21 protein-coding genes and 1 tRNA gene are annotated in these 19,820 nt (G+C 44.4%); 5 read left to right on the top strand and 17 right to left on the bottom strand.

The genetic code is table 11. From position 1 onward, the window contains the following. Positions 1 to 927 carry a GNAT family N-acyltransferase gene (locus AOC28_RS10040; protein WP_192846865.1) on the top strand — a complete coding sequence of 309 codons (927 nt, stop codon included), beginning with the start codon at positions 1 to 3 and terminating at the stop codon, positions 925 to 927. 68 nt (positions 928 to 995) lie between these two features. Here the strand turns inward: AOC28_RS10040 and ppx are convergent, their stop codons facing one another. The 7 genes from ppx to AOC28_RS11420 all read right to left on the bottom strand — a co-directional run bounded on the left by ppx (position 996) and on the right by AOC28_RS11420 (position 7,695). Then, on the bottom strand, positions 996 to 2,558 hold the full coding sequence (gene ppx, locus AOC28_RS10035; RefSeq protein ID WP_143143931.1) for an exopolyphosphatase: 1,563 nt from the start codon (positions 2,556 to 2,558) through the stop codon (positions 996 to 998). 112 nt (positions 2,559 to 2,670) lie between these two features. Continuing rightward, complete coding sequence (locus AOC28_RS11620; protein WP_072583840.1) at positions 2,671 to 2,877, bottom strand: GDCCVxC domain-containing (seleno)protein; 207 nt, start codon at positions 2,875 to 2,877, stop codon at positions 2,671 to 2,673. 52 nt (positions 2,878 to 2,929) lie between these two features. Then, on the bottom strand, positions 2,930 to 3,646 hold the full coding sequence (locus AOC28_RS10025) for an MgtC/SapB family protein (RefSeq protein WP_072583839.1): 717 nt from the start codon (positions 3,644 to 3,646) through the stop codon (positions 2,930 to 2,932). 18 nt (positions 3,647 to 3,664) lie between these two features. Then, positions 3,665 to 5,410, bottom strand: a complete 1,746-nt coding sequence (locus AOC28_RS10020) for an alkaline phosphatase (protein WP_072583838.1) — start codon at positions 5,408 to 5,410, stop codon at positions 3,665 to 3,667. A gap of 83 nt (positions 5,411 to 5,493) precedes the next feature. Next, entirely contained in the window at positions 5,494 to 6,936 is a 1,443-nt protein-coding gene (locus tag AOC28_RS10015) for a DUF2252 domain-containing protein (RefSeq protein ID WP_083564291.1), read from the bottom strand. Positions 6,937 to 6,990: 54 nt separating this feature from the next. Next, positions 6,991 to 7,494 carry an arsenate reductase ArsC gene (locus AOC28_RS10010; RefSeq protein ID WP_072583837.1) on the bottom strand — a complete coding sequence of 168 codons (504 nt, stop codon included), beginning with the start codon at positions 7,492 to 7,494 and terminating at the stop codon, positions 6,991 to 6,993. Between the two features lie 24 nt (positions 7,495 to 7,518). Beyond that, positions 7,519 to 7,695: a hypothetical protein gene (locus tag AOC28_RS11420; protein ID WP_158009062.1), complete on the bottom strand. Its 177-nt coding sequence runs from the start codon at positions 7,693 to 7,695 to the stop codon at positions 7,519 to 7,521. A gap of 349 nt (positions 7,696 to 8,044) precedes the next feature. Between AOC28_RS11420 and AOC28_RS10005 the strand changes: the two genes are divergently transcribed. Next, entirely contained in the window at positions 8,045 to 8,521 is a 477-nt protein-coding gene (locus AOC28_RS10005; protein WP_072583836.1) for an MgtC/SapB family protein, read from the top strand. A gap of 83 nt (positions 8,522 to 8,604) precedes the next feature. Then, the gene (locus AOC28_RS10000; protein WP_072583835.1) at positions 8,605 to 8,805 is read left to right on the top strand and encodes a hypothetical protein; all 201 of its coding nucleotides are present in this window, start codon (positions 8,605 to 8,607) and stop codon (positions 8,803 to 8,805) included. A gap of 3 nt (positions 8,806 to 8,808) precedes the next feature. Here AOC28_RS10000 and phoR read toward each other — a convergent pair whose 3' ends face one another. From phoR to AOC28_RS09955, 9 genes are all read right to left on the bottom strand, one after another. Beyond that, the gene (gene phoR / locus AOC28_RS09995) at positions 8,809 to 10,107 is read right to left on the bottom strand and encodes a phosphate regulon sensor histidine kinase PhoR (protein ID WP_072583834.1); all 1,299 of its coding nucleotides are present in this window, start codon (positions 10,105 to 10,107) and stop codon (positions 8,809 to 8,811) included. A 64-nt stretch (positions 10,108 to 10,171) separates the two neighbouring features. After that, a complete protein-coding gene (phoB, locus tag AOC28_RS09990; protein WP_072583833.1) occupies positions 10,172 to 10,885 on the bottom strand; it encodes a phosphate regulon transcriptional regulator PhoB in 714 nt (237 codons plus the stop codon). Between the two features lie 16 nt (positions 10,886 to 10,901). Next, entirely contained in the window at positions 10,902 to 11,609 is a 708-nt protein-coding gene (gene phoU, locus AOC28_RS09985) for a phosphate signaling complex protein PhoU (RefSeq protein ID WP_072583832.1), read from the bottom strand. 12 nt (positions 11,610 to 11,621) lie between these two features. After that, positions 11,622 to 12,470: a phosphate ABC transporter ATP-binding protein PstB gene (gene pstB, locus AOC28_RS09980; protein ID WP_304442074.1), complete on the bottom strand. Its 849-nt coding sequence runs from the start codon at positions 12,468 to 12,470 to the stop codon at positions 11,622 to 11,624. Then, the gene (gene pstA, locus AOC28_RS09975; protein WP_072583831.1) at positions 12,467 to 13,333 is read right to left on the bottom strand and encodes a phosphate ABC transporter permease PstA; all 867 of its coding nucleotides are present in this window, start codon (positions 13,331 to 13,333) and stop codon (positions 12,467 to 12,469) included. Before pstA ends, pstB begins: the two co-directional genes overlap by 4 nt. Further along, on the bottom strand, positions 13,330 to 14,316 hold the full coding sequence (pstC, locus tag AOC28_RS09970) for a phosphate ABC transporter permease subunit PstC (RefSeq protein WP_072583830.1): 987 nt from the start codon (positions 14,314 to 14,316) through the stop codon (positions 13,330 to 13,332). The genes pstA and pstC overlap by 4 nt, the downstream gene beginning before the upstream one ends. Before the next feature lie 73 nt (positions 14,317 to 14,389). Continuing rightward, complete coding sequence (gene pstS / locus AOC28_RS09965) at positions 14,390 to 15,412, bottom strand: phosphate ABC transporter substrate-binding protein PstS (protein WP_072583829.1); 1,023 nt, start codon at positions 15,410 to 15,412, stop codon at positions 14,390 to 14,392. A 215-nt stretch (positions 15,413 to 15,627) separates the two neighbouring features. After that, complete coding sequence (recQ, locus tag AOC28_RS09960; protein ID WP_072583828.1) at positions 15,628 to 17,466, bottom strand: DNA helicase RecQ; 1,839 nt, start codon at positions 17,464 to 17,466, stop codon at positions 15,628 to 15,630. Between the two features lie 120 nt (positions 17,467 to 17,586). Next, positions 17,587 to 17,676, bottom strand: a tRNA-Ser gene (locus AOC28_RS09955). Positions 17,677 to 17,812: 136 nt separating this feature from the next. On the opposite strand from AOC28_RS09955, the gene AOC28_RS09950 reads away from it, so the two are divergent. Beyond that, on the top strand, positions 17,813 to 18,058 hold the full coding sequence (locus AOC28_RS09950) for an AbrB/MazE/SpoVT family DNA-binding domain-containing protein (RefSeq protein WP_072583827.1): 246 nt from the start codon (positions 17,813 to 17,815) through the stop codon (positions 18,056 to 18,058). After that, the gene (locus AOC28_RS09945) at positions 18,058 to 18,480 is read left to right on the top strand and encodes a type II toxin-antitoxin system VapC family toxin (RefSeq protein WP_072583826.1); all 423 of its coding nucleotides are present in this window, start codon (positions 18,058 to 18,060) and stop codon (positions 18,478 to 18,480) included. Before AOC28_RS09950 ends, AOC28_RS09945 begins: the two co-directional genes overlap by 1 nt. On the opposite strand, the gene serS is transcribed toward AOC28_RS09945, so the two are convergent. Then, the gene (gene serS, locus AOC28_RS09940) at positions 18,477 to 19,787 is read right to left on the bottom strand and encodes a serine--tRNA ligase (protein WP_072583825.1); all 1,311 of its coding nucleotides are present in this window, start codon (positions 19,785 to 19,787) and stop codon (positions 18,477 to 18,479) included. The two genes, AOC28_RS09945 and serS, sit on opposite strands and share 4 nt — an antisense overlap. Between the last annotated feature and the right edge of the window lie 33 nt (positions 19,788 to 19,820).

The raw sequence follows: 19,820 nt of genomic DNA, 5'->3' as shown, positions 1-19,820 counted from the left end.
ATGTCTGATATCCCTAACCCAATTGGTTCATTTGAGATTTTCACCCCTAAGAAGGTCAAAGCATTAAAAAGAAATAAACCAAACCCGCTTAAAAAGCTCTCTAAAAAGTTGGCCAAAAAGCTGTTTGGCAAGAAGTTTGTGACAAAAACTAGGGCTGAGCTCAGAGAAGTAGCTCCTGCTCCTGCGGTTCAGATTGATAAACCAAAAAAACCTGCCTTTCAAATTGTTTGGGCAAGCACAACGGGCGAGATTAAAGAAGCACAAAGATTGCGCTATAAAGTATTCGCCGAAGAAATGGGTGCCAATCTCCCCAAGAACGCTGAAGGCTTAGATGTCGATGAGTTTGACTCTTATTGCGATCATTTATTGATTCGTGATCAAGACAGCCTGAAAGTAGTTGGCACCTATCGCGTACTGCCCCCACATAAGGCACAAGAAATCGGTCGCCTCTATTCTGATTCTGAGTTTGATCTATCTCGTATTGATCACCTGCGCCCTAAATTGGTTGAGCTTGGTCGATCTTGCGTGCACCAAGACTATCGCTCAGGAGCAGTCATCATGGCGCTATGGAGTGGCTTGGCTCAATATATGCAAAAGAACGGCTATGAAATCATGCTTGGTTGTGCCAGCATTCCAATGGCAGATGGCGGTCACTTTGCAGCGAGTCTTTATAACTCCCTAGGCAATGATCAAATGGCGCCAACAGAATTTCATGCATTCCCGCGCTTGCCTTTGCCTCTTGATAAGCTAAATGGTGGTTTAGAAGTGCAGCCGCCACCATTGATCAAGGGTTACCTAAAGCTGGGGGCTAAAATTTGCAGCTCCCCAGCCTGGGATCCAGACTTCAATACAGCTGACTTATTGACGATGCTCCGCCTTTCAGAAATCAACCCTCGTTACGCAAAGCATTTTTTAGGTTTGCAATAGTCTAGGATCAGTCCTAAAACAAAAAGCCACTTCGAATAGAAGTGGCTTTTGTATTCCGAGATATATATTTACTTAAAGCTGACTTGGTAGGAGCGCCCTACCCTTTCCCATTCTGCTGCCTCTTTCAGAAGGCTAAATTCAGTCAAAGGATGCTCGGCAACCCATTCTTTTGGCAGACTCACTAAATATGAACCGTCGTGTTCAGAGACTTTTACTTTAGGAAAATTGGTGTCATTTCGGCCGCGACACAGCACTTGAGCAAGTCGCAAACAAAAGAGCATGCGCCAATCTTCAAAGCTAGCATTATTCGCCAGCTTGCCTAGCTTGCCAGTATGTCCAATGAGTAATGCAGCCAGCCTAGCCTGATCATTTTTAGAGAAGCCCGGCATGTCTGCGTTACCTGCTATGTAGGCAGAATGTTTGTGATAACCGTTGTGGGAGATTGATAAGCCGATTTCATGTAAATTGGCTGCCCACTGCAATAAAGCCACGTTATCCGCCCTGCTTTCCGATTCAGGTTTTGGCAATTGCTGTAAAAAATCTGCGGCTAATTTACCAACCCGATCTGCCTGCTCTCGATCGACGGTGTAGCGTTGCATAAATTGCTCTACAGTCACATAGCGCATATCGTGATGTTGTGATCGGCCAAGTAAGTCATACAAGACACCACTTCGCAATGCAGCGTCCGTTACCTCCATCTCTTCAATACCTAATTCATCGAATGCTGCCAACATAATCGCTAAACCGCCTGGCCACACAGATCTTCTGTCATCCTTCAGACCCTCTAGCTCCACTTGATTGACATGTTCATACTTGAGAAGGTGTTTTTTTAGATTCTTAAGGCCTTCACGGGTAATCATTCCACTCGAGCTATTGACGCGGCCCATCATTAAGCCATCGCCACTTCCATTGAAATGATTATTTCCTATGAGATCTGCTAAAGCTCTAGCGGTACCGGAAGAGCCAATAACCTGCTTCCAGCCGCTTCTTAAATAAGCGCCAGAAATTACCTGTATTTCACGACGCGCTGCCAACTCAGCCTCTTTAAAAGCATGGGCATCAATATTTCCCTTAGGGAAAAAACGCATGCTATGAGATACGCAACCAATATAGAGACTTTCCATCAGCTTTGGCTCATAACCTTTGCCAATGATGAATTCTGTAGAGCCGCCACCGATATCAATTACTAGTCTATTGCCTTGTTCGGCCTGAACCTCATGTGCCGCTCCGATATAAATCAGCCGAGCTTCTTCGACGCCGGCAATCACTTCAATCGGGAATCCTAGAGCTACTTGCGCATCTTCTATAAATTGTTGGGAATTTTTAGCAACGCGCAAAGTATTCGTTGCGACTGCTCGAACATTAGCGGGATCAAATCCACGAATACGCTCACCAAAACGCCGAATAGCTATCAATCCCCGCTGATAGGCGTCATTGCCAAGCAATTTATTTTCAGTGAGGCCAGCAGCCAATCGGACTGTCTCACGCAAGGTATCAATGGGGCGTAACTGTGTGCCAGAGGGGGTATTTACTGCTTGGGCTACTAACATACGAAAACTATTCGACCCCAAGTCGACCGCAGCAACAAGGTCTTCTGAATGAACTAAAGGATCTACGGGATTTCTGGCCAAAATATTCCCCAAAAATGGAATGCTGTATCAATTATGTCTATTTTATGTAAAAACCATGACATCTTGATGAAATCAACAGCAAGCCTTTGTGGCTGGGATATACGAGCCTTATTTAGGCTGCTAAGTTTTGCTCTGAGCTAGAACAATCGCGATTACCGAAGCTACATAAAATGCAGCAATCACCAGATTTTGGCTTCAAGATAGCGCTACATGAGCGGCAGCGATACAAGTGCTGAGCACCTTCATCGGAATTAATCAGCTCGGAAGCCTGGCAATGGGGGCAGGTAACGATAGATTGGAGATAGTTGGTCTTATTCACATCACAATAGTGAACCAGAAATATTTCAATATTGTGTCAATAAATAAATGGCTTAGTCGGTTGTGCTGGGACTCCAGAACGCCTGGGTCACAAATTCTTGATCAGCAATCTTAGCGATCAACTGATCCATCTCATCGCCATCAACAGCCGATGCAGTTAAAACGGCCTGTATTTCAACATCATCGCTGTCAAATTGATGCACTTCAATATCTTGGGTTTGATAGCCCGCCTCTTCGAGCGTCTTAATAAATTGCTTTAAGGCATGCTTTTGAGCATGCTTAGGAGTGATGATATATACCGAATTAGTCACCTCTACTGCTTCGGTATCTAGTGGCTGCCTATTAATTAAGCTGACTACTGGGCGAAGTAAGGTATTCGCTGCCAGAACAAAAACAGTGGCTAGGCAAGCCTCTAAAATTAAGTCAGCTCCTGCACATGCACCAACTGCGCCCGATGCCCACAAAGTAGCAGCAGTGTTGATACCCCTGACGTTACCCTCTTCTCGCATGATGACACCGGCGCCCAAAAAGCCAATCCCAGAAACAACATAAGCCATCACATGAACAGCCCCATCATGACCAGTGAGGCGATTACCAGCGTCCACAAAAATTGCAGCTCCGATAGCAACTAGAATATTTGTTCTTAAGCCCGCAGTCCGTTGGCGGTATTGGCGCTCTAAACCAATTAATCCCCCCAAAATAAAAGCAGCGCAGAGGCTGACGCTCGTATCTGTCAGTGATCCATAGTTGATGTTGTTAATGAATTCCATGGCAGCTTTAATCCAAAATTATTTTGATCCCAAACCTAAGGATTGCACCATTATCTTAAACACTTCCGTGTTATCCATAAAGCCCTTGAAGTTTTCTGAGCCGGGGCCCATTGCATTCAGAACGGCATCATCTGCCGTATGAACGCCAGATTCTTGGTGCGATGGCAAATTACCGCCCACATGAATTGCATCCTCCTGAAGCTGGAGATATTTTGGATTGGCTACATATTTACCAGAATCATCTTTAACGGCAGGAACAAAAGTGCCATCCATTTTAGGATGTAGGGTTTCATAGTGATCGGGATAGCTGCCATAAAAGAAAGCAATGCGCTTAGATACATCGATCTTATTTGGGTAACCCTGAATATCTGCTTTTGGATAATTTGGATAGCCGGCCTCGGCGTAAATACCTACCTTTTCACGTAAAGGTCCAGGCTTGTCATCATGCACTACCCCGCTAATGGATCCGCTGTGAGTATGATCAGGTGTCACGATGATTAAAGTATCTGGATGCGTTTTAGCAAAGTCCTTAGCGATTTGCACGGCATTACTAAGCATGATGGTATCAAATGCAGCTCGCTCCCAATCAAGAGGGTGATTGAACTTATCAATCAAAGCCGCCTCTACCATCAAGAAAAATCCATTGGGATTTCTGGATAACACATCAATGGCAGATTGGGTCATCTCGGTTAAATCGGGCTGATTAGGAAATTGTTCAACCGTATTCTTTTTCAGATACAAACGATCCAGCGATCCATCCATATTGTCTGGATGAAAGACACCAAATAGTGTTTTTGTACCCCTACTCTCTGATGCTGAAAGTAATTCTTGTTTTGTAAAAGCTAACTGATAGCCCTTCAACTTGAAGTTTTCAACCAAATTCTTCTCATCCTTACGTCTTGAGCCCTTAGTGGATTGCGGATAAAAATAGGCAGAGCCACCGCCTAGGATGACTTCAGCGCCACTAGATAAGAGCTGATCAGCAATATATTGTTTATCTGCTCTACGCCTAGTATGAGATACCATGGCGCCCGGGGTTGCATCCTCCAACTCGGCATCAGAAACAATGCCTACTGCCATCTTGGTATTGCGCTTGATCAGCTCTGCAATGGTTTCCACTTTGGGATGCGAGAGATTATCGCTAGCTCGGGATACATAAACGCCCATGGCATTCACTGCTGTCTTATGCCCTGTTGTGTATGCGCTCATAGAGTTTGCAGAGTCTGTAATTAGTGAATCAGACCCTGAAGTACCTATCATGGCTGTACTGGGCATATCGTCAAATGCCAATCTGCCTTGATATTTGCCCTCTTGAATTCCCTTCGAGAGGACTCTTGCGGTTGTCCGGTTAGCAATCGTCATACCATCGCCAATAAATAGAATCACATTTTTTACGCGGCGAGGACCAGTTGCATATACATCCCAATTTACTTGCAAACGCTCCTGGGGTGCTCGAGCCACGATTTGATATTTACCAGCCTTAGTTAACTGAACCTCTCGATACAGGATGGAGCTACCTTTGCCATTTTCATTAGAAATAAACTCGGGTTGGGCGCTAATAATTTTATTTATTGGTGCGCCATTGAGTTCGATCTCAGCATCCCCAAGATTAATGACGGTATTAAATTCAATCTTGATATCAAACTTAGATCCAGCCAAGATGGTAGCTTGGTCGATTGGATAGATAGCTGCTGCCTGAAGAAATCCTGTAATTGATCCAAAAAAAATGAAGGAGGCAATCCTGATAAGACGGGGAGTTTTCATAGAGTTGAAATGGTGAATAAGCTTAGGGAAGCTACAATATCCACCAATAAAGTGACACTCTCATGACTACGCCCTGATAGGCCTTAAAGGGCTGCTTTTTTCTTGGCCGCTTTCAATCTACCCGATTTGACCGCCTTACGAAATAAATCGAAGTCTTGTTCATTCTGCTTTGCATAGGATCTTGCAAAGGAATACATTGCCTCGCCAAATTCCTTTGTTTCACCACAATAACCAGTAAGTTCAGCCGCATCTCCAGAGCGAGCGTGACCCAGGGCAAGAGCCCAGCCGAACAATTTTGAATAGTCGGCAAAGTTCTTTAGAGAGATGCCACCCGGACCGATCGGAATACCTCCCTTCATATCGCGTAATTGGCGGAGATAAAATCCTTCACTTTTATCAACATCAAACTGCATGGAGCCGAAACTCAAAAAGATATCAGGAGCACCCTGTAGCAGTCTCTGACCAGCCACCACACGCCGCCCCATATCTCGATAAATAGACTCGCCTAAATAAGGACTTAAGACAGATTTTTGAGCTTCCTTGTATTGCAAGAACAAGGGATCATTTACGCTATCGCCTTCAAAATAAAGAACCATACAATTGGTGCCCACACTTCCTACGCCAACTACCTTTCGAGCAAAATCCTTTAGGACATACCGTTCAAAAAGAATCTTGCGATCAGCCAGTAAAGTACTAGAGTAATTTAACAAGGCCCTATTAATCAGGGAGCTTAGAGACTGTCCGTAAACACTCCCTTTGAAATGCTCAATTAAAGGAGGCTTGTTGATGATCTTTCTATCTTTGCCAACAAGCGTAGTCAGTTTTTGCAGTACTTGTATATTGCCCTGCCCTTTAGTCTGCTTTAAATAAACATCAATTTGCTTTTGATGTTCTTTAGAAAAATGCTTACGTATATCTGAACCACTAATAAAGTCTTGAGCTAAATCCAAATAAGGCATATGCGCATATTGAGCCATCCGCTTTTGATATTCAGCGCAAATACGTAATACTATTTTTTTACTTAATACTTTATCGCCACCATTACTTTCACAGGCAATAACTGCACTTGCAACAAGACGCTTGAGATCCCATTCCCAACTACCGGGCAAAGTTTCGTCAAAGTCATTAATACCAAATACCAGTCGATGTTCGGCAGTTCCAAATAAGCCGAAATTAGATACGTGCATGTCTCCGCATAGCTGAACCGTGATATTGGTAGATGGTTGGTTAGCTAAGTCTTGAGCCATGATGGCGGCTCCCCCTCGATAAAATGCAAAGGGCGACTGCAGCATGCGCTCATAACGAATCGGGATCAGCGACTCAATTCGAGTCTTAGCTTGATTCTCCAGAATGGTGATGGGGTCAATTCGGTGTTTTGGGGGGGTATAGATACCCTGCTGACCAATGCTGACCTTTTTTCGCAAGGCTTTACCATCTGCCATGCGCTTTTTGATGCTGGGCCTAGGATTACTAAAAGACTCTACCGACCTAAGAACAGCAAATTTGGGCTTTTTCTCTATAGACATCAGCTTCCTCAAAAGGGTTATATTCAATCTTAACCCTTAATTCGATGCTATTGCCTATCTAAACTTTAGGCGATGATGAATGGACTGTAGTTCATCCTTAATTTGCACATGATCTAATTTATCTATGGGTAAATCCATGAGTAGTTCAATGCGATTTCGCAGCCCCATTTCAACCTGCCTGAATGCATCTAGCATGGCTGCATCCCCTGAATCTACAGCGACAGGATCGGCAAACCCCCAATGGGCGCTCACAGCATGGCCGGGCCAGTAAGGGCACTCCTCCCCAGCAGCAGAGTCACAGACGGTAATAATGAAGTCCATACGTACAGCCCCATCTACTCCAAACTCATCCCAGCTTTTACTGTTCAGCAGCTCTAGTGGGTAATCTAATTGTCTGGCAATACGCAATGCGATTGGATGCACATACTTTGATGGCCTAGATCCAGCTGAATACCCTCTAAATCGTCCATGGCTTAGAGTGGTTGCCAATACTTCACCAAGAATGGATCTTGCGGAATTGCCAGTGCATAAAAATAAAATATTGTACTGATTACTCATTAATATTTATGCACTTCAATTGGATTAAATAATTTCGTCAAGACGAAGAGAAAATCTCCCATCCATCAAAAATTGATTTTGATGAGAATCTAATAGTTGATTATGAGAAATGATTTCTTTCTCAATTTTTTCAATTGTGGATTTTCCATCGACACCAATTCTGAGCGCCAAAGGAAGATACTTAACAAGATTCTCAGTCATTTGAAATGCATTCTTATGTATAAAGTTAAGATCAATATTAGGCGTAATTTATGGCAGTTTTATTAATATGCAAAGTGAGAAGCCCAATAAAGCTGGCATTCAACTCAACTGCCCAGCCTATGAAAGACGTAGCGCTTTGCATAAGCTCGTCTTGCTTCGTACCATGTTTGCCAAACCATCATAAGAAATTTTTTCATCGCGTCATCCCTTTGTTTAAAGAATTATTCCAAAACACCTTCATGACTAGTGTGACTTTGAAACATGTCAAGGTGATGGCTTATTTGTGACCAATCAAAGCATCTGATATACACTGAAGTTATAAGAAGTCTGATTGTTAAAGGGAAGTCATATGACTCAATGGGAAATATATGGGGCCATTGCCCTAAGACTAGGCTTGGCTTTGTTAGTAGGCACCATACTGGGCCTAAATCGCTGGCTTCATCACAAACCCGCAGGCATTCGTACACATTCGCTAGTAGCCATTGGTTCTGCAACTGCAGTATTACTCATCAGTGATTTTGTTCAAGATGATGCGCAATCTGTTAGCCGTGTTTTACAAGGCCTGATAACCGGCCTTGGATTTTTAGGGGCTGGGGTCATCATTCGCGAACAAAGATTACAAAAAATTCACGGACTAACTACCGCAGCAAGTATTTGGTCTTGCGCCTTAATTGGTGCTGCTTTTGGGGCGGGTCAATTTGCCCTGGGAGTTCTTAGCTTGGGCGCCATCCTACTGACATTAGTCATTGGTGGCCCCCTTGAAAGGTTTGTCGCCAGGCTTAATGGGATCAAGCGGAGCTCCGAAGTATCTAGCGATCCAGACTAAAACCCGTATTGAGGCCTTAAAAAGCAGTTTTGTCATATTAGTTTGCTAGGATTGGCCCCATCTTGATCCTTAGTTGAAAAAATATGAGCAAATACCTATACGAAGACGCTGTAAAACAATTACAAGAGTCTGGCAGCATTGGATTGGCGGACTTAAAAAACCTCCCCCATGAAGATCTAGTAGAACTGCTTGAGGAAATTAAGGTTTGGTGTCTTTATGCCAACGGCAAAGCCGAGAAGCTACCTAAAGAATCCAAAAAGAAGAAGAAAAAGAAAAAAGATTAAGGCTTAAGAAGTAACGCGCTCTTTAGGGAATCGGAGCATAAACTTACTACCTCTTCCCGGAGTACTTTCTATTATCAGCTGAGCCTGGTGCCGATTGGCAATATGCTTCACAATAGCCAATCCCAAACCCGTTCCACCAGTATCTCTTGATCGGCTTCGATCTACACGATAAAAGCGCTCAGTTAACCTTGATAGGTGCTCAGATGCAATGCCTGGACCCGTATCAGTAACCGAGAACTCACCCTGCCCTTGCTCGTTAACATTCCATTCAACACCGATAGAACCAATATCAGGCGTGTAGCGAATGGCATTAGATACCAAATTACTGAATGCAGAAAGAATTTCTCTTTCATCGCCCAATAAATTCTGTTTGGAATTCACAACAAAATTAAATGCATGCTTACCTTGAGAAAGCGCTTCAGCATCATTCTTCAGCAGCGCCATTAAAGTCTCGACTTTGACTACCGTATTTGTGGCTGGCAATGCATTTGACTCGAGGTTTGCCAAGGTCAATAAGTCCTCAACCAAACTCTTCATCCTCTGTGCCTGCGACATCATCATTTCAAAGTATTGATCCTGCTGATCTTTCTTAAGCTCCAGGGATTGGACGGTCTCCAGAAAGCCCATTAATACAGTAATCGGTGTGCGCATTTCATGAGAAACATTGGCTACGAAATCACGACGCATGGCATCCGCTTTTTGCAAATCGGTTACATCTTGAATCAAAAGAAGGTTGCGCTTTTGACCAAAGGGGAAAGCTTGCAACATCAAACTCAAGCTACCATCGGGCCCCATGCGCTCCATTAGCAAAGGCTCATCAAAATTACGCTTATTTAAATACTGTATAAATTCTGGGCGTCGTATCAAAAAATTAATGCGCTGCATGACATCGCGTTTAAAGATGAGGCCAAAGAATCTCTCCGCAATACCGTTACACCATTCAATCTGGTCGCTCTCATCGAGCATGACAATTCCATTGGGGGAGGCCTGGAATGCCTCAATAAAGTGCTCGTGTTGCTGCTCAATACTTCGGATATGTTGCTTTAGGTTTCTGACGAGACGCTGAAGCCTAAAAAACACCTCTTCCCAAAAGCCACTGGGTAAGGGCATGCTTTCAACAGAATCAGCAAGGGTATATTTTCTCAGGCGCGCTAAGTTGATATAAGCGTAGACCAGCGGAATGGAGAGTACAGATATTCCCACTGCGATAGCCCACTGCGCACCCCATAAAGACAATGTTGTGAACGCCAACACAAATGCGACGCAAATAATGACAAAGAAACGGGTGAGCACAGATAGCATGATGCAATATTAGAGCATCTCCAAAAATCCCTGGAGATTCCCAATAAAATAGAGAAATACGGGCTTAAGATTCGGTTGGAGTCTTGGTAATGCGGTAGCCGCTACCACGCACCGTCTCAATATAGCGGTCACAATCAAACGGAGCGAGAGCTGCTCTTAAGCGCTTAATATGAACGTCGACTGTTCTTTCTTCAATATAAACCTCACTACCCCACACCTTGTCCAGCAAGCTGCCCCGAGAGTGAACACGCTCAGGATTAGCCATGAAATACTGGAGCAATCGAAACTCTGTTGGCCCAAGAGCAATGGATTTAGGCTCCTGATTTGGCCAGATAGCCAGCACACGATGAGAGCTTGGATCCAACTTTAATGGGCCAACAGTCAGCGGACCGGTATCTTCGATCGGCATCTGCCTCCGTAGAATTGCCCTCACCCTAGCCACCAATTCTTTTGGTGAAAATGGCTTAGTAACGTAATCATCGGCGCCCGAGTCCAAACCAAGAACCTTATCAGACTCTTCACTTTTGGCGGTCAGCATCAAAATCGGCAATGCCTTAGTGCGTTCATTAGAGCGCAGCTCTTTTGCAAACTGGACGCCAGATTTGCCGGGCAACATCCAATCCAAAATGATCAGATTAGGCAGCTGATCCTTCATCATCGTCAATGCCAAATCAGTTTGCATGGCCTTTTCAACTTCATAGCCTGCATGTGACAGGTTAATCGCAATCAATTCTGCAATTGATGGCTCATCCTCTACTATGAGTATGCGGTGAGTCATTATTAGGGGCCCCTAATTATTGTCTGTTGGCTTCGCGGACTAAATCTTCATGCGGGATGTGACGTACATCAGACCCCTTAGCAATGTAGATGACGAACTCTGCAATATTTTTGGCGTGATCACCGATACGCTCAATTGCCTTCGCAATCGTCAGCATATCCAAGCCTGTACTGATCATATGTGGATCTTCAGACATATAGGTGATGAGCTTACGAACAAAGCCCCTGAACTCCTCATCAATCTGACGGTCTTCCTGGACCACATCGGCCGCTGCAATCGTATCTAGACGAGCAAAAGCATCTAGGCTACGACGCAATAAGGAAATTGCCATTTGACCTGAAAGACGGATTTCTGCAACGTTAATATTGTGTGGCAAGCCGGATTCAATTAAGCGCTTAGTGCGCTTAGCAACGCGCTCAGCCTCGTCACCAGCACGCTCTAGATTGGTAATGGCTTTAGAAACTGCCATTACCAAACGCAAGTCTCGAGCAGTTGGTTGTCTGCGTGCAATCAGTTCAGTACAAGCCAAGTCGATCTGAATCTCTAAGTCATTGACTAACTTTTCATTTTCGATCACTACATTGCAGGTATCGAGATCCATTTGGGTAAAAGCACGCATCGCTGTTGCGATTTGGGATTCAACTAGACCGCCCATTTCAAGCAAGCGGCTTGAAAGAGAATTGAGATCGGCATCAAATTGTGATGATAGGTGTTTATCTGGCATATATTTCTCCAATTAACCGAAGCGGCCGGTGATGTAGTCTTCGGTCTCTTTACGCTTAGGCTTAATAAATATTTCGTCCGTTTTGCCGTACTCAATCATGCTGCCCAAATACATATAGGCCGTATAGTCAGATACACGCGCTGCTTGCTGCATATTATGAGTCACGATCGCAATCGTATAGTCCTTTTTGAGCTCATGAATCAACTCTTCCACTTTTCCAGTAGAAATAGGGTCCAAAGCCGATGTTGGCTCATCCAGAAGAATCACTGAAGGCTTGACCGCTACACCACGTGCGATACATAAACGCTGTTGTTGACCACCAGAAAGGGATAAACCACTCTGGTTTAACTTATCTTTCACCTCATTCCACAAGGCTGCCTTATTCAATGCCCACTCTACGCGCTCATCCATTTCAGAGCGGGAAAGCTTTTCGTAGAGACGAACACCAAAAGCAATGTTTTCATAAATAGACATTGGGAATGGGGTTGGCTTCTGAAAAACCATACCAATTCGAGAACGCAATAAGTTCAGGTCCTGTCCAGGCTCTAGAATATTCTGACCGTAGAAGTTAATTTCGCCTTCAGCACGTTGACCTGGATAGAGGTCATACATCCGGTTTAGTGTTCGCAATAGGGTGGATTTTCCACAGCCTGATGGACCAATAAAAGCAGTTACTTTGCCTTGCTCAATATCTAAGTTAATCTTTTTTAATCCCTGAAATGCGCCATAGTAAAAATTCAAATCGCGCACTTCAATAGCATTAATAGCCGTTTTTTTCGGCTCTTGGTTTACCGTATCCACTCTACCCCCTTGACCATCAATCTTATTTAAGTCAAACATTGTTCTCATATTGCTCATCATCCCTGCACCTTGTCACGGAATACAACGCGCGCCAAAATATTCAAACCCAGCACCGCAAATGTAATCAGGAGAGATCCACCCCAGGCCAAGCTAACCCAATTGTCATATGGACTCATAGCAAATTGGAAAATCACCACCGGCAAATTAGCCATAGGCTTATTCATATCTGTTGAGAAAAACTGATTGCTTAGGGCGGTAAATAGTAAAGGCGCTGTTTCACCACTAACCCGAGCTAATGCCAACAGAATTCCTGTCATGATGCCGCTTTGCGCAGCACGTAAAGTAACCATAAAGGCCACTTTCCACTTGGGAGTCCCTAATGCATAGGCGGCTTCTCGCAAGCTACCAGGAACCAAACGCAACATATTTTCAGTAGTGCGTACAACTACCGGAATAGCAATCAAAGCTAATGCTACGGTCCCAGCCCATCCTGAGAAATGCTGAACCTTGGCAACATATAAGGCATAAACAAACAGGCCAATCACAATCGAAGGTGCGGAAAGCATAATGTCAGTCACGAAACGGGTAAGAGAGGCAACCTTGCTGCGATCCCCGTATTCTGATAAATATAGGCCAGCCAGGACTCCAACAGGTGTACTAATAAAGGTACATGAGCCAACCAATAAGAGACTTCCCACAATGGCATTGGCTAAACCGCCGCCTTCAGTGCCAGGGGCAGGAGTACTTGCTGTGAACATATTCAAATTAATGGCAGAGAATCCTTTAATGAAAAGGATGCTGAGAATCCAAATAAGGCTAGCCATACCAATGGCCATAGCTAGCATAGAGAGAGTTAATCCAATTTTGTTTGCTCTCTTACGACGGGCAAATACTGCCATATCCAAATTAACATTGGAACTCATGATTTAAGCCCTTGTTTTTTCTCCATGCTAATTAAAAGCCATTTAGCAAAGGCTAGAACAATAAATGTAATAAAAAATAGCGCTAGCCCCAAGGCAAAAAGCGAGGAGTAATGCAAACCAGCTTCCGCCTCACCGAATTGGTTTGCTAAAGTCGATGCAATAGAGCTACCTGGCGCAAAGAGGGATGGTGAAATACGTTGGGCGTTTCCAATCACGAAGGTGACTGCCATAGTCTCTCCGAGTGCCCTACCTAAACCTAACATCACACCACCAATGACGCCTGCCTTTGTATAAGGCAACACAATATTTCTGACAACTTCCCAGGTTGTACAACCTATTCCGTAGGCCGATTCCTTGAGAACTGGTGGAACAATTTCAAATACGTCACGCATCACAGAGGCAATAAAAGGCAAAATCATGAGGGCAAGAATTAATCCGGCGCACAACATACCAATGCCATTGGGCGCTCCTGAAAACAGGATTCCAATTAGTGGAATTTGACCTAAAGTAGCCTGAAGAGCAGGTTCAATATAGTCGCCAAATATTGGGGCAAAAACAAATAAACCAAACATGCCATAGATGATGGAAGGCACTGCAGCCAATAGCTCAACTGCCGTACCAAGAGGGCGGCGGAGCGATGGAGGGCAAATTTCTGTTAAGAAAAAGGCAATACCAAAACTCAGGGGGACAGCAATCAACAATGCAATCGCTGAAGAAACTAATGTTCCATAAATTGCTATCAAGCCGCCGAATTCGCCATTAACAATATCCCAGTTCGAGGTTATAAAAAACTGGGGGCCGAACTCTTGCAAGGCAGGCCATGCATTTACGAACAAAGAGCCAATAATTCCTAATAGCGCGAATAACACCGATAGAGAAAAAAATTGGGTAACGCGATGGAATAAAAAATCCTGAACCCGCTGGAGTCGCGCAATTCTTGAAGCCATGAGCGTCGGAGCACCGGAAGATTCTAGAGTATTCATTCTATGCTTAACTTAAGTAGAAAAACGACCCTGAACAACAGGGTCGTTAAAAACATAATAATAAAAATAATTATTATTTAGAGTCAACTTGCGACCAAACCTGCTTGCGAATGTAATCCACGGTTGCATCAGGCATTGGGACGTAATCTAACTCTGAAGCAGCTTTTTTACCATCCTTGAATGAATAGTCAAAGAATTTCAGTACTGCTGCGGCTTGTACTTTATTCTCAGGCTTTTTGTAAACCACCACAAAAGTTGCGCCTGTGATTGGCCATGCTTTAGCGCCTGATGCATAGGTAATGAAAGTATTCATTCCAGGAAATTTAGACCAGTCTGTACCAGCAGATGCAGCAGCAAATGCTTCTGCTGTTGGAGATACCATTACGCCATCAGCATTGCGAACCTGCGTGTAGCTCAGATTGTTCTTTTTGGCGTAAGCGTACTCAACATAGCCAACAGAGTTCTTAATACGTGCAACGTTTGCAGCAACGCCTTCATTTCCCTTACCGCTTACAGTTGAAGCTGCTGGCCATTTAACTTGCGCACCGAAACCAACGGCATCCTTGAAGTTGCTGCTTGCTTTAGAAAGGAAGCTGGTAAAAATTGCCGTAGTACCAGAGCCATCAGCACGAGTAACAACTGTGATTGGGCCAGAAGGAATCTTCACGCCAGGATTGAGCAGGGCAACACGTTTGTCGCTCCAATCAGTTACTTGACCTTGGAAAATATCTGACAATAGGTCACCAGAAAGTTTCAACTGGTTAGGACCAATGCCTTCAATGTTCACTACAGGAACTACACCGCCAATAATTGCTGGAAACTGAACCATGCCATGGCTTTGCAGATCATCAAAACTTAATGGAGCATCAGTAGCGCCAAAATCAACAGTTTTTGCCTTAATCTGCTTGATACCGCCGCCAGAACCAATCGACTGATAATTTAAGCTGTCGCCAATTTTGGCTTTGTAGGATTCAGCCCACTTACTTAGAACTGGGTAAATAAATGAAGAACCAGCACCCGTCATCTCCACAGCGAATGCTGTTGGAGCAAGAGAAATAGCACCAATAACGAGGGCTTTTTTCAAAAAAGATTTCATTTAATTCGTCCTTAGATTCAATATGCGCAGCAGTGCGATATAAGAACGATACGGATGGAATGTGACAGCTATATGACAGCTCTATGACACCCCAAAAACTGCGTTTTTTGCATGCCTAGAGGCATTAATCACCCAAATCACTCTTAATAGAAAAGCTATCAAGCACGTTAAATGAACGAAATTCATTTAATAGTAATCCCAGTAAATATAGAGATTTATGCGGGATTCACTAGGTTTTCCTGAATGGCTTCAATAAAGTGTTCGCCATAGCGCTCTAACTTGGCCTGCCCCACTCCGCCAATACGACTAAATTGATCTAAGGTCGTTGGCGTAGCCCTTACCATCTCCTGCAAAGTGCTGTCATGAAAAATCACATAGGGTGGGACTCCTTGCTCACGTGCCAGCTCAGTGCGCTTAGCTTTGAGTGCCTCCCACAATTTTTCATCTGCAATATTACTAAAGGGATGCGTAGAACTTTTCTTTGCTCCCAATTTCGTAGCCTTAGTCTTGGAGTAGCCCGTTTCTTTGCGCAACCAAACCTCTTGCTCGCCACGCAACACAGGTAATGCGATCTCATCGACTAACTTTAAGCCACCATGCAAGGCAATATCCGCATCTAAATAACCGCCTGCTACCAATTGACGATAAATGCTATTCCATTGGGCCTGATTGAGTTCTGTGCCGATTCCAAAGGTACTGACCTGCTCATGAAAGTACTGCTTCACTCTGGGGGTAACCTTACCAAGGAGGACATCAATTAAATGGGTCACACCAAAACGCTGGCCTGTCCGATAAACACAGGACAACGCCTTTTGTACTTCCTGTGTGGCATTCCAAGTCGCCACGGGCTCTAGACAGTTATCACAGTTCCCGCAGCCACCCGGATGCGTCTCCCCAAAGTAGCGCAAGATTGTTTGATGGCGGCATGTTGTGGATTCGCAATAGCCCAGTAGTGCGTTGAGTTTTTGGCGCTCTACCCGCTTACGATCTTCAGAAGCTTCGCCAGAATCTACCATTTGCCGCAAGCTCACCACATCTCCGAATCCATAGGCCATCCAGGCATTTGCGGGTAAGCCATCACGTCCTGCTCGCCCAGTTTCCTGGTAGTAGCCTTCCATACTTTTAGGCAGATCTAGATGGGCTACAAAGCGGACGTTAGGTTTATCAATGCCCATGCCGAAAGCTACGGTTGCGACCATGATGACACCCTCTTCACGTAAGAAACGTTTTTGATTGGCGCTGCGTGTTTCAACGCTTAAACCTGCGTGATACGGCATAGCATCCCAGCCGCGGTCTACCAACCATTGAGCAGTCTCTTCTACACTGCGACGCGATAGGCAATAAATAATCCCTGAGTCATCGGCATGCTCCGCATCTAAAAAGTGCTCTAACTGTTGTTTAGCACTCTGCTTTTGCAGAACTCGATATTTAATATTGGGCCGATCAAAGCTCGAGACAAACTGCTCGGCAGATTCGAGCGAAAGACGCTCCACAATTTCTGCTCGGGTTGGCGCATCTGCGGTTGCCGTTAAGGCGATACGAGGCACCGTAGGGAATCGCTCGTGCAAAACAGTTAACTGACGATATTCTGGGCGGAAATCATGACCCCATTGAGAAACACAGTGCGCCTCATCAATCGCGAACAAGGCAATTCCGGGGCCCGCATTGAGCCTATCAAGGATTGATAGAAAACCAGGATTCATTAGGCGTTCAGGCGCCACGTAGATTAAGTCAAGATCTCCAGCCAGCAATTGACTAGTGACCTTTTGAGATGTGGACGCATCCAAGCTAGAGTTTAAAAATGAAGCCTTAACTCCTAACTGGGTTAATGCATCGACTTGATCCTGCATAAGCGCAATTAAGGGTGACACCACTACCCCTACACCACGTCGAACAAGCGAGGGAATTTGATAGCACAGCGACTTACCGGCGCCGGTGGGCATGAGAACCAAAGCATCGCCTCCTGCCACTACATGTCTAACAATAGACTCTTGAGCGCCACGGAATTGATCAAAACCAAAAACATCATGAAGAACTTGGTGGCTCGACTGCAAAAGTAATACTCCCTTGTCTTATTCAATACCTGCGGATTGCAAACTACGTATAAATAAAAAGCCCCACGTCACGCGGGGCTTTTTAAATATTTTCTCTATAAAACAAATATAGAGTCTGAATGGCGGAGAGGGAGGGATTCGAACCCTCGGTAGGTTTGACCCTACGCCTGATTTCGAGTCAAGTACATTCGACCACTCTGCCACCTCTCCGAACCGAGAAATCATTATAGCCAGCGATACATAAAGCCATATAGGCAATATTGACTTAAAAATGGCTAGCCAAAAGAGCTCAGTCTCTTTAATATAGATATACATATATGTATATCTATATTAAAGAGGTTAAAACATGAATATTCAAATTTCAAAGTGGGGTAATAGCCTAGCGCTTCGGATTCCCGCTGCATTCATTAAAGAAATCCAACTAAAGGATGGGGATAAGGTTGAAGCAACCCTATCGAAGGATGGTTCACTAATTATTAGGCCGCAAAAATTAGATCGCAAAGCGATTGCAGCAGATCTTAGAGCATTTAGAGCTACTTTAAAGATGGGTAAATCAGTGATGGATGAAGTTCGCTCAGGGGCGCGCTACTAATGATTTATGTTGATACCAGTATCTTAGTGGCTTTATGCACAACAGAAGAAAAGAGTGACGCTGTTGACACGTGGCATGAAAACAGCTCCACAAAAATGATTTCATCTACTTGGGCATTTACAGAATTCTCTAGCGCACTTAGTCTAAAGGTCAGAACCAATCAAATAACTGAAAAACAGAGTCGTGAAGCTTGGAAAAAATTTGACAGTCTTTGCCAAAACGATATTGAACTAATGCCCATTGAGAGCAAAACGTATTACTCTGCTGGGATTTTAGTTGTTGATAGCAAATCAAATCTCAGGGCTGGCGACGCACTTCATCTTGCCGCCGCAAAGCAATTCAAATCTAAATCTTTGGCAACTCTTGATAAAGTTTTAGCAAAAAATGTTGCTAGAGTAAAAATTAAAGCCGTTTTAATTTAATTCGGCTTTAATATCTCTAAGCCACCTAAGTAAGGTTGTAGTGCCTTCGGAATAGCAATACTGCCATCTACTTGTTGCTTGTTCTCAAGTAATGCAACCAACGCCCTGCCAACTGCAAGACCTGAACCATTTAAGGTATGCACCAATTCTGGCTTGCCTTGACCCGCTTTAAATCTGGCTTGCATCCGTCTTGCCTGGAAATCACCCATGCTGGAGCATGAGCTAATTTCTCTGTAGGCTTTTTGTGAAGGGACCCAAACCTCTAAGTCATAAGTCTTGGTACTACCAAAACCCATATCACCGGTGCAGAGTAATACTTTTCTGTAAGGTAACTCAAGCAATTCCAGAATACGCTCAGCGTGGCCCGTGAGCTCTTCCAAGGCTTGCATGGAATCTTCTGGCTTAGTAATTTGTACTAACTCAACTTTGTCAAACTGATGCTGACGAATCATGCCTCGGACATCACGACCATAGCTACCAGCTTCTGAACGGAAACATGGTGTATGAGCCACAAACTTCATTGGTAAGCTATCTGCGTTAACGATTTCGTCTCGGACTAAATTCGTTACAGGCACTTCTGCAGTTGGGATAAGGTAAAAGTTTTCAGTCTTAGCTTCACCGCCCTCGTCTTCACCGCCCATTTGACGGGGAACCTTAAATAGATCCTCTTCAAACTTCGGCAACTGACCAGTACCGCGCATAGAAGCAGCATTCACCATGTAAGGCGCATACACCTCTTGATAATGGTGATCTGTAGCATGAGTATCAATCATGAATTGCGCCAAAGCGCGGTGCAATCTAGCAATCGGCCCCTTGAGCACTACAAAGCGTGAACCGCTAATCTTAGCCGCCACTTCAAAGTCCAAACCGAGTGGACCGCCGAGATCAACGTGATCTTTAATCTCAAAATCAAAAATAGGCTCTTCACCCCAACGCTTTACTTCTTTGTTTTCTGTTTCATCTTTTCCAGCAGGCACAGACTCATCTGGCAGATTCGGAATACCCATCAAGAAATCAGCAATCTCTGCTTGCAAGGTGCCCAATTTGGCTGCACCAGATTCCATATCAGCATTAACGCCTGCAACTTCAGCCATCTCGGCAGAGGCATCCTCACCCTTACCTTTTTTCATACCAATGGCTTTAGATAGCTGATTGCGCTTGGCTTGCAATTCTTCAGTACGGGTTTGCAAAGATTTACGCTCAGATTCCAAGGCATTGAATTTCTCAACGTCGAGTTGGAATTTGCGAGTCGCTAAACGTGCAGCAACTGCGGTGATATCTTTACGGAGTAATTGCGGATCAATCATGTGATGCTCTGTAGATTAGGAGTTCTAGGTTTT

Origin of the sequence: Polynucleobacter sp. MWH-Adler-W8 (assembly GCF_001889925.1) — a bacterium.
Classification (GTDB): domain Bacteria; phylum Pseudomonadota; class Gammaproteobacteria; order Burkholderiales; family Burkholderiaceae; genus Polynucleobacter.
Note: the sequence above shows the minus strand (reverse complement) of the source record. Positions and strands in the feature narration are given on the sequence as shown.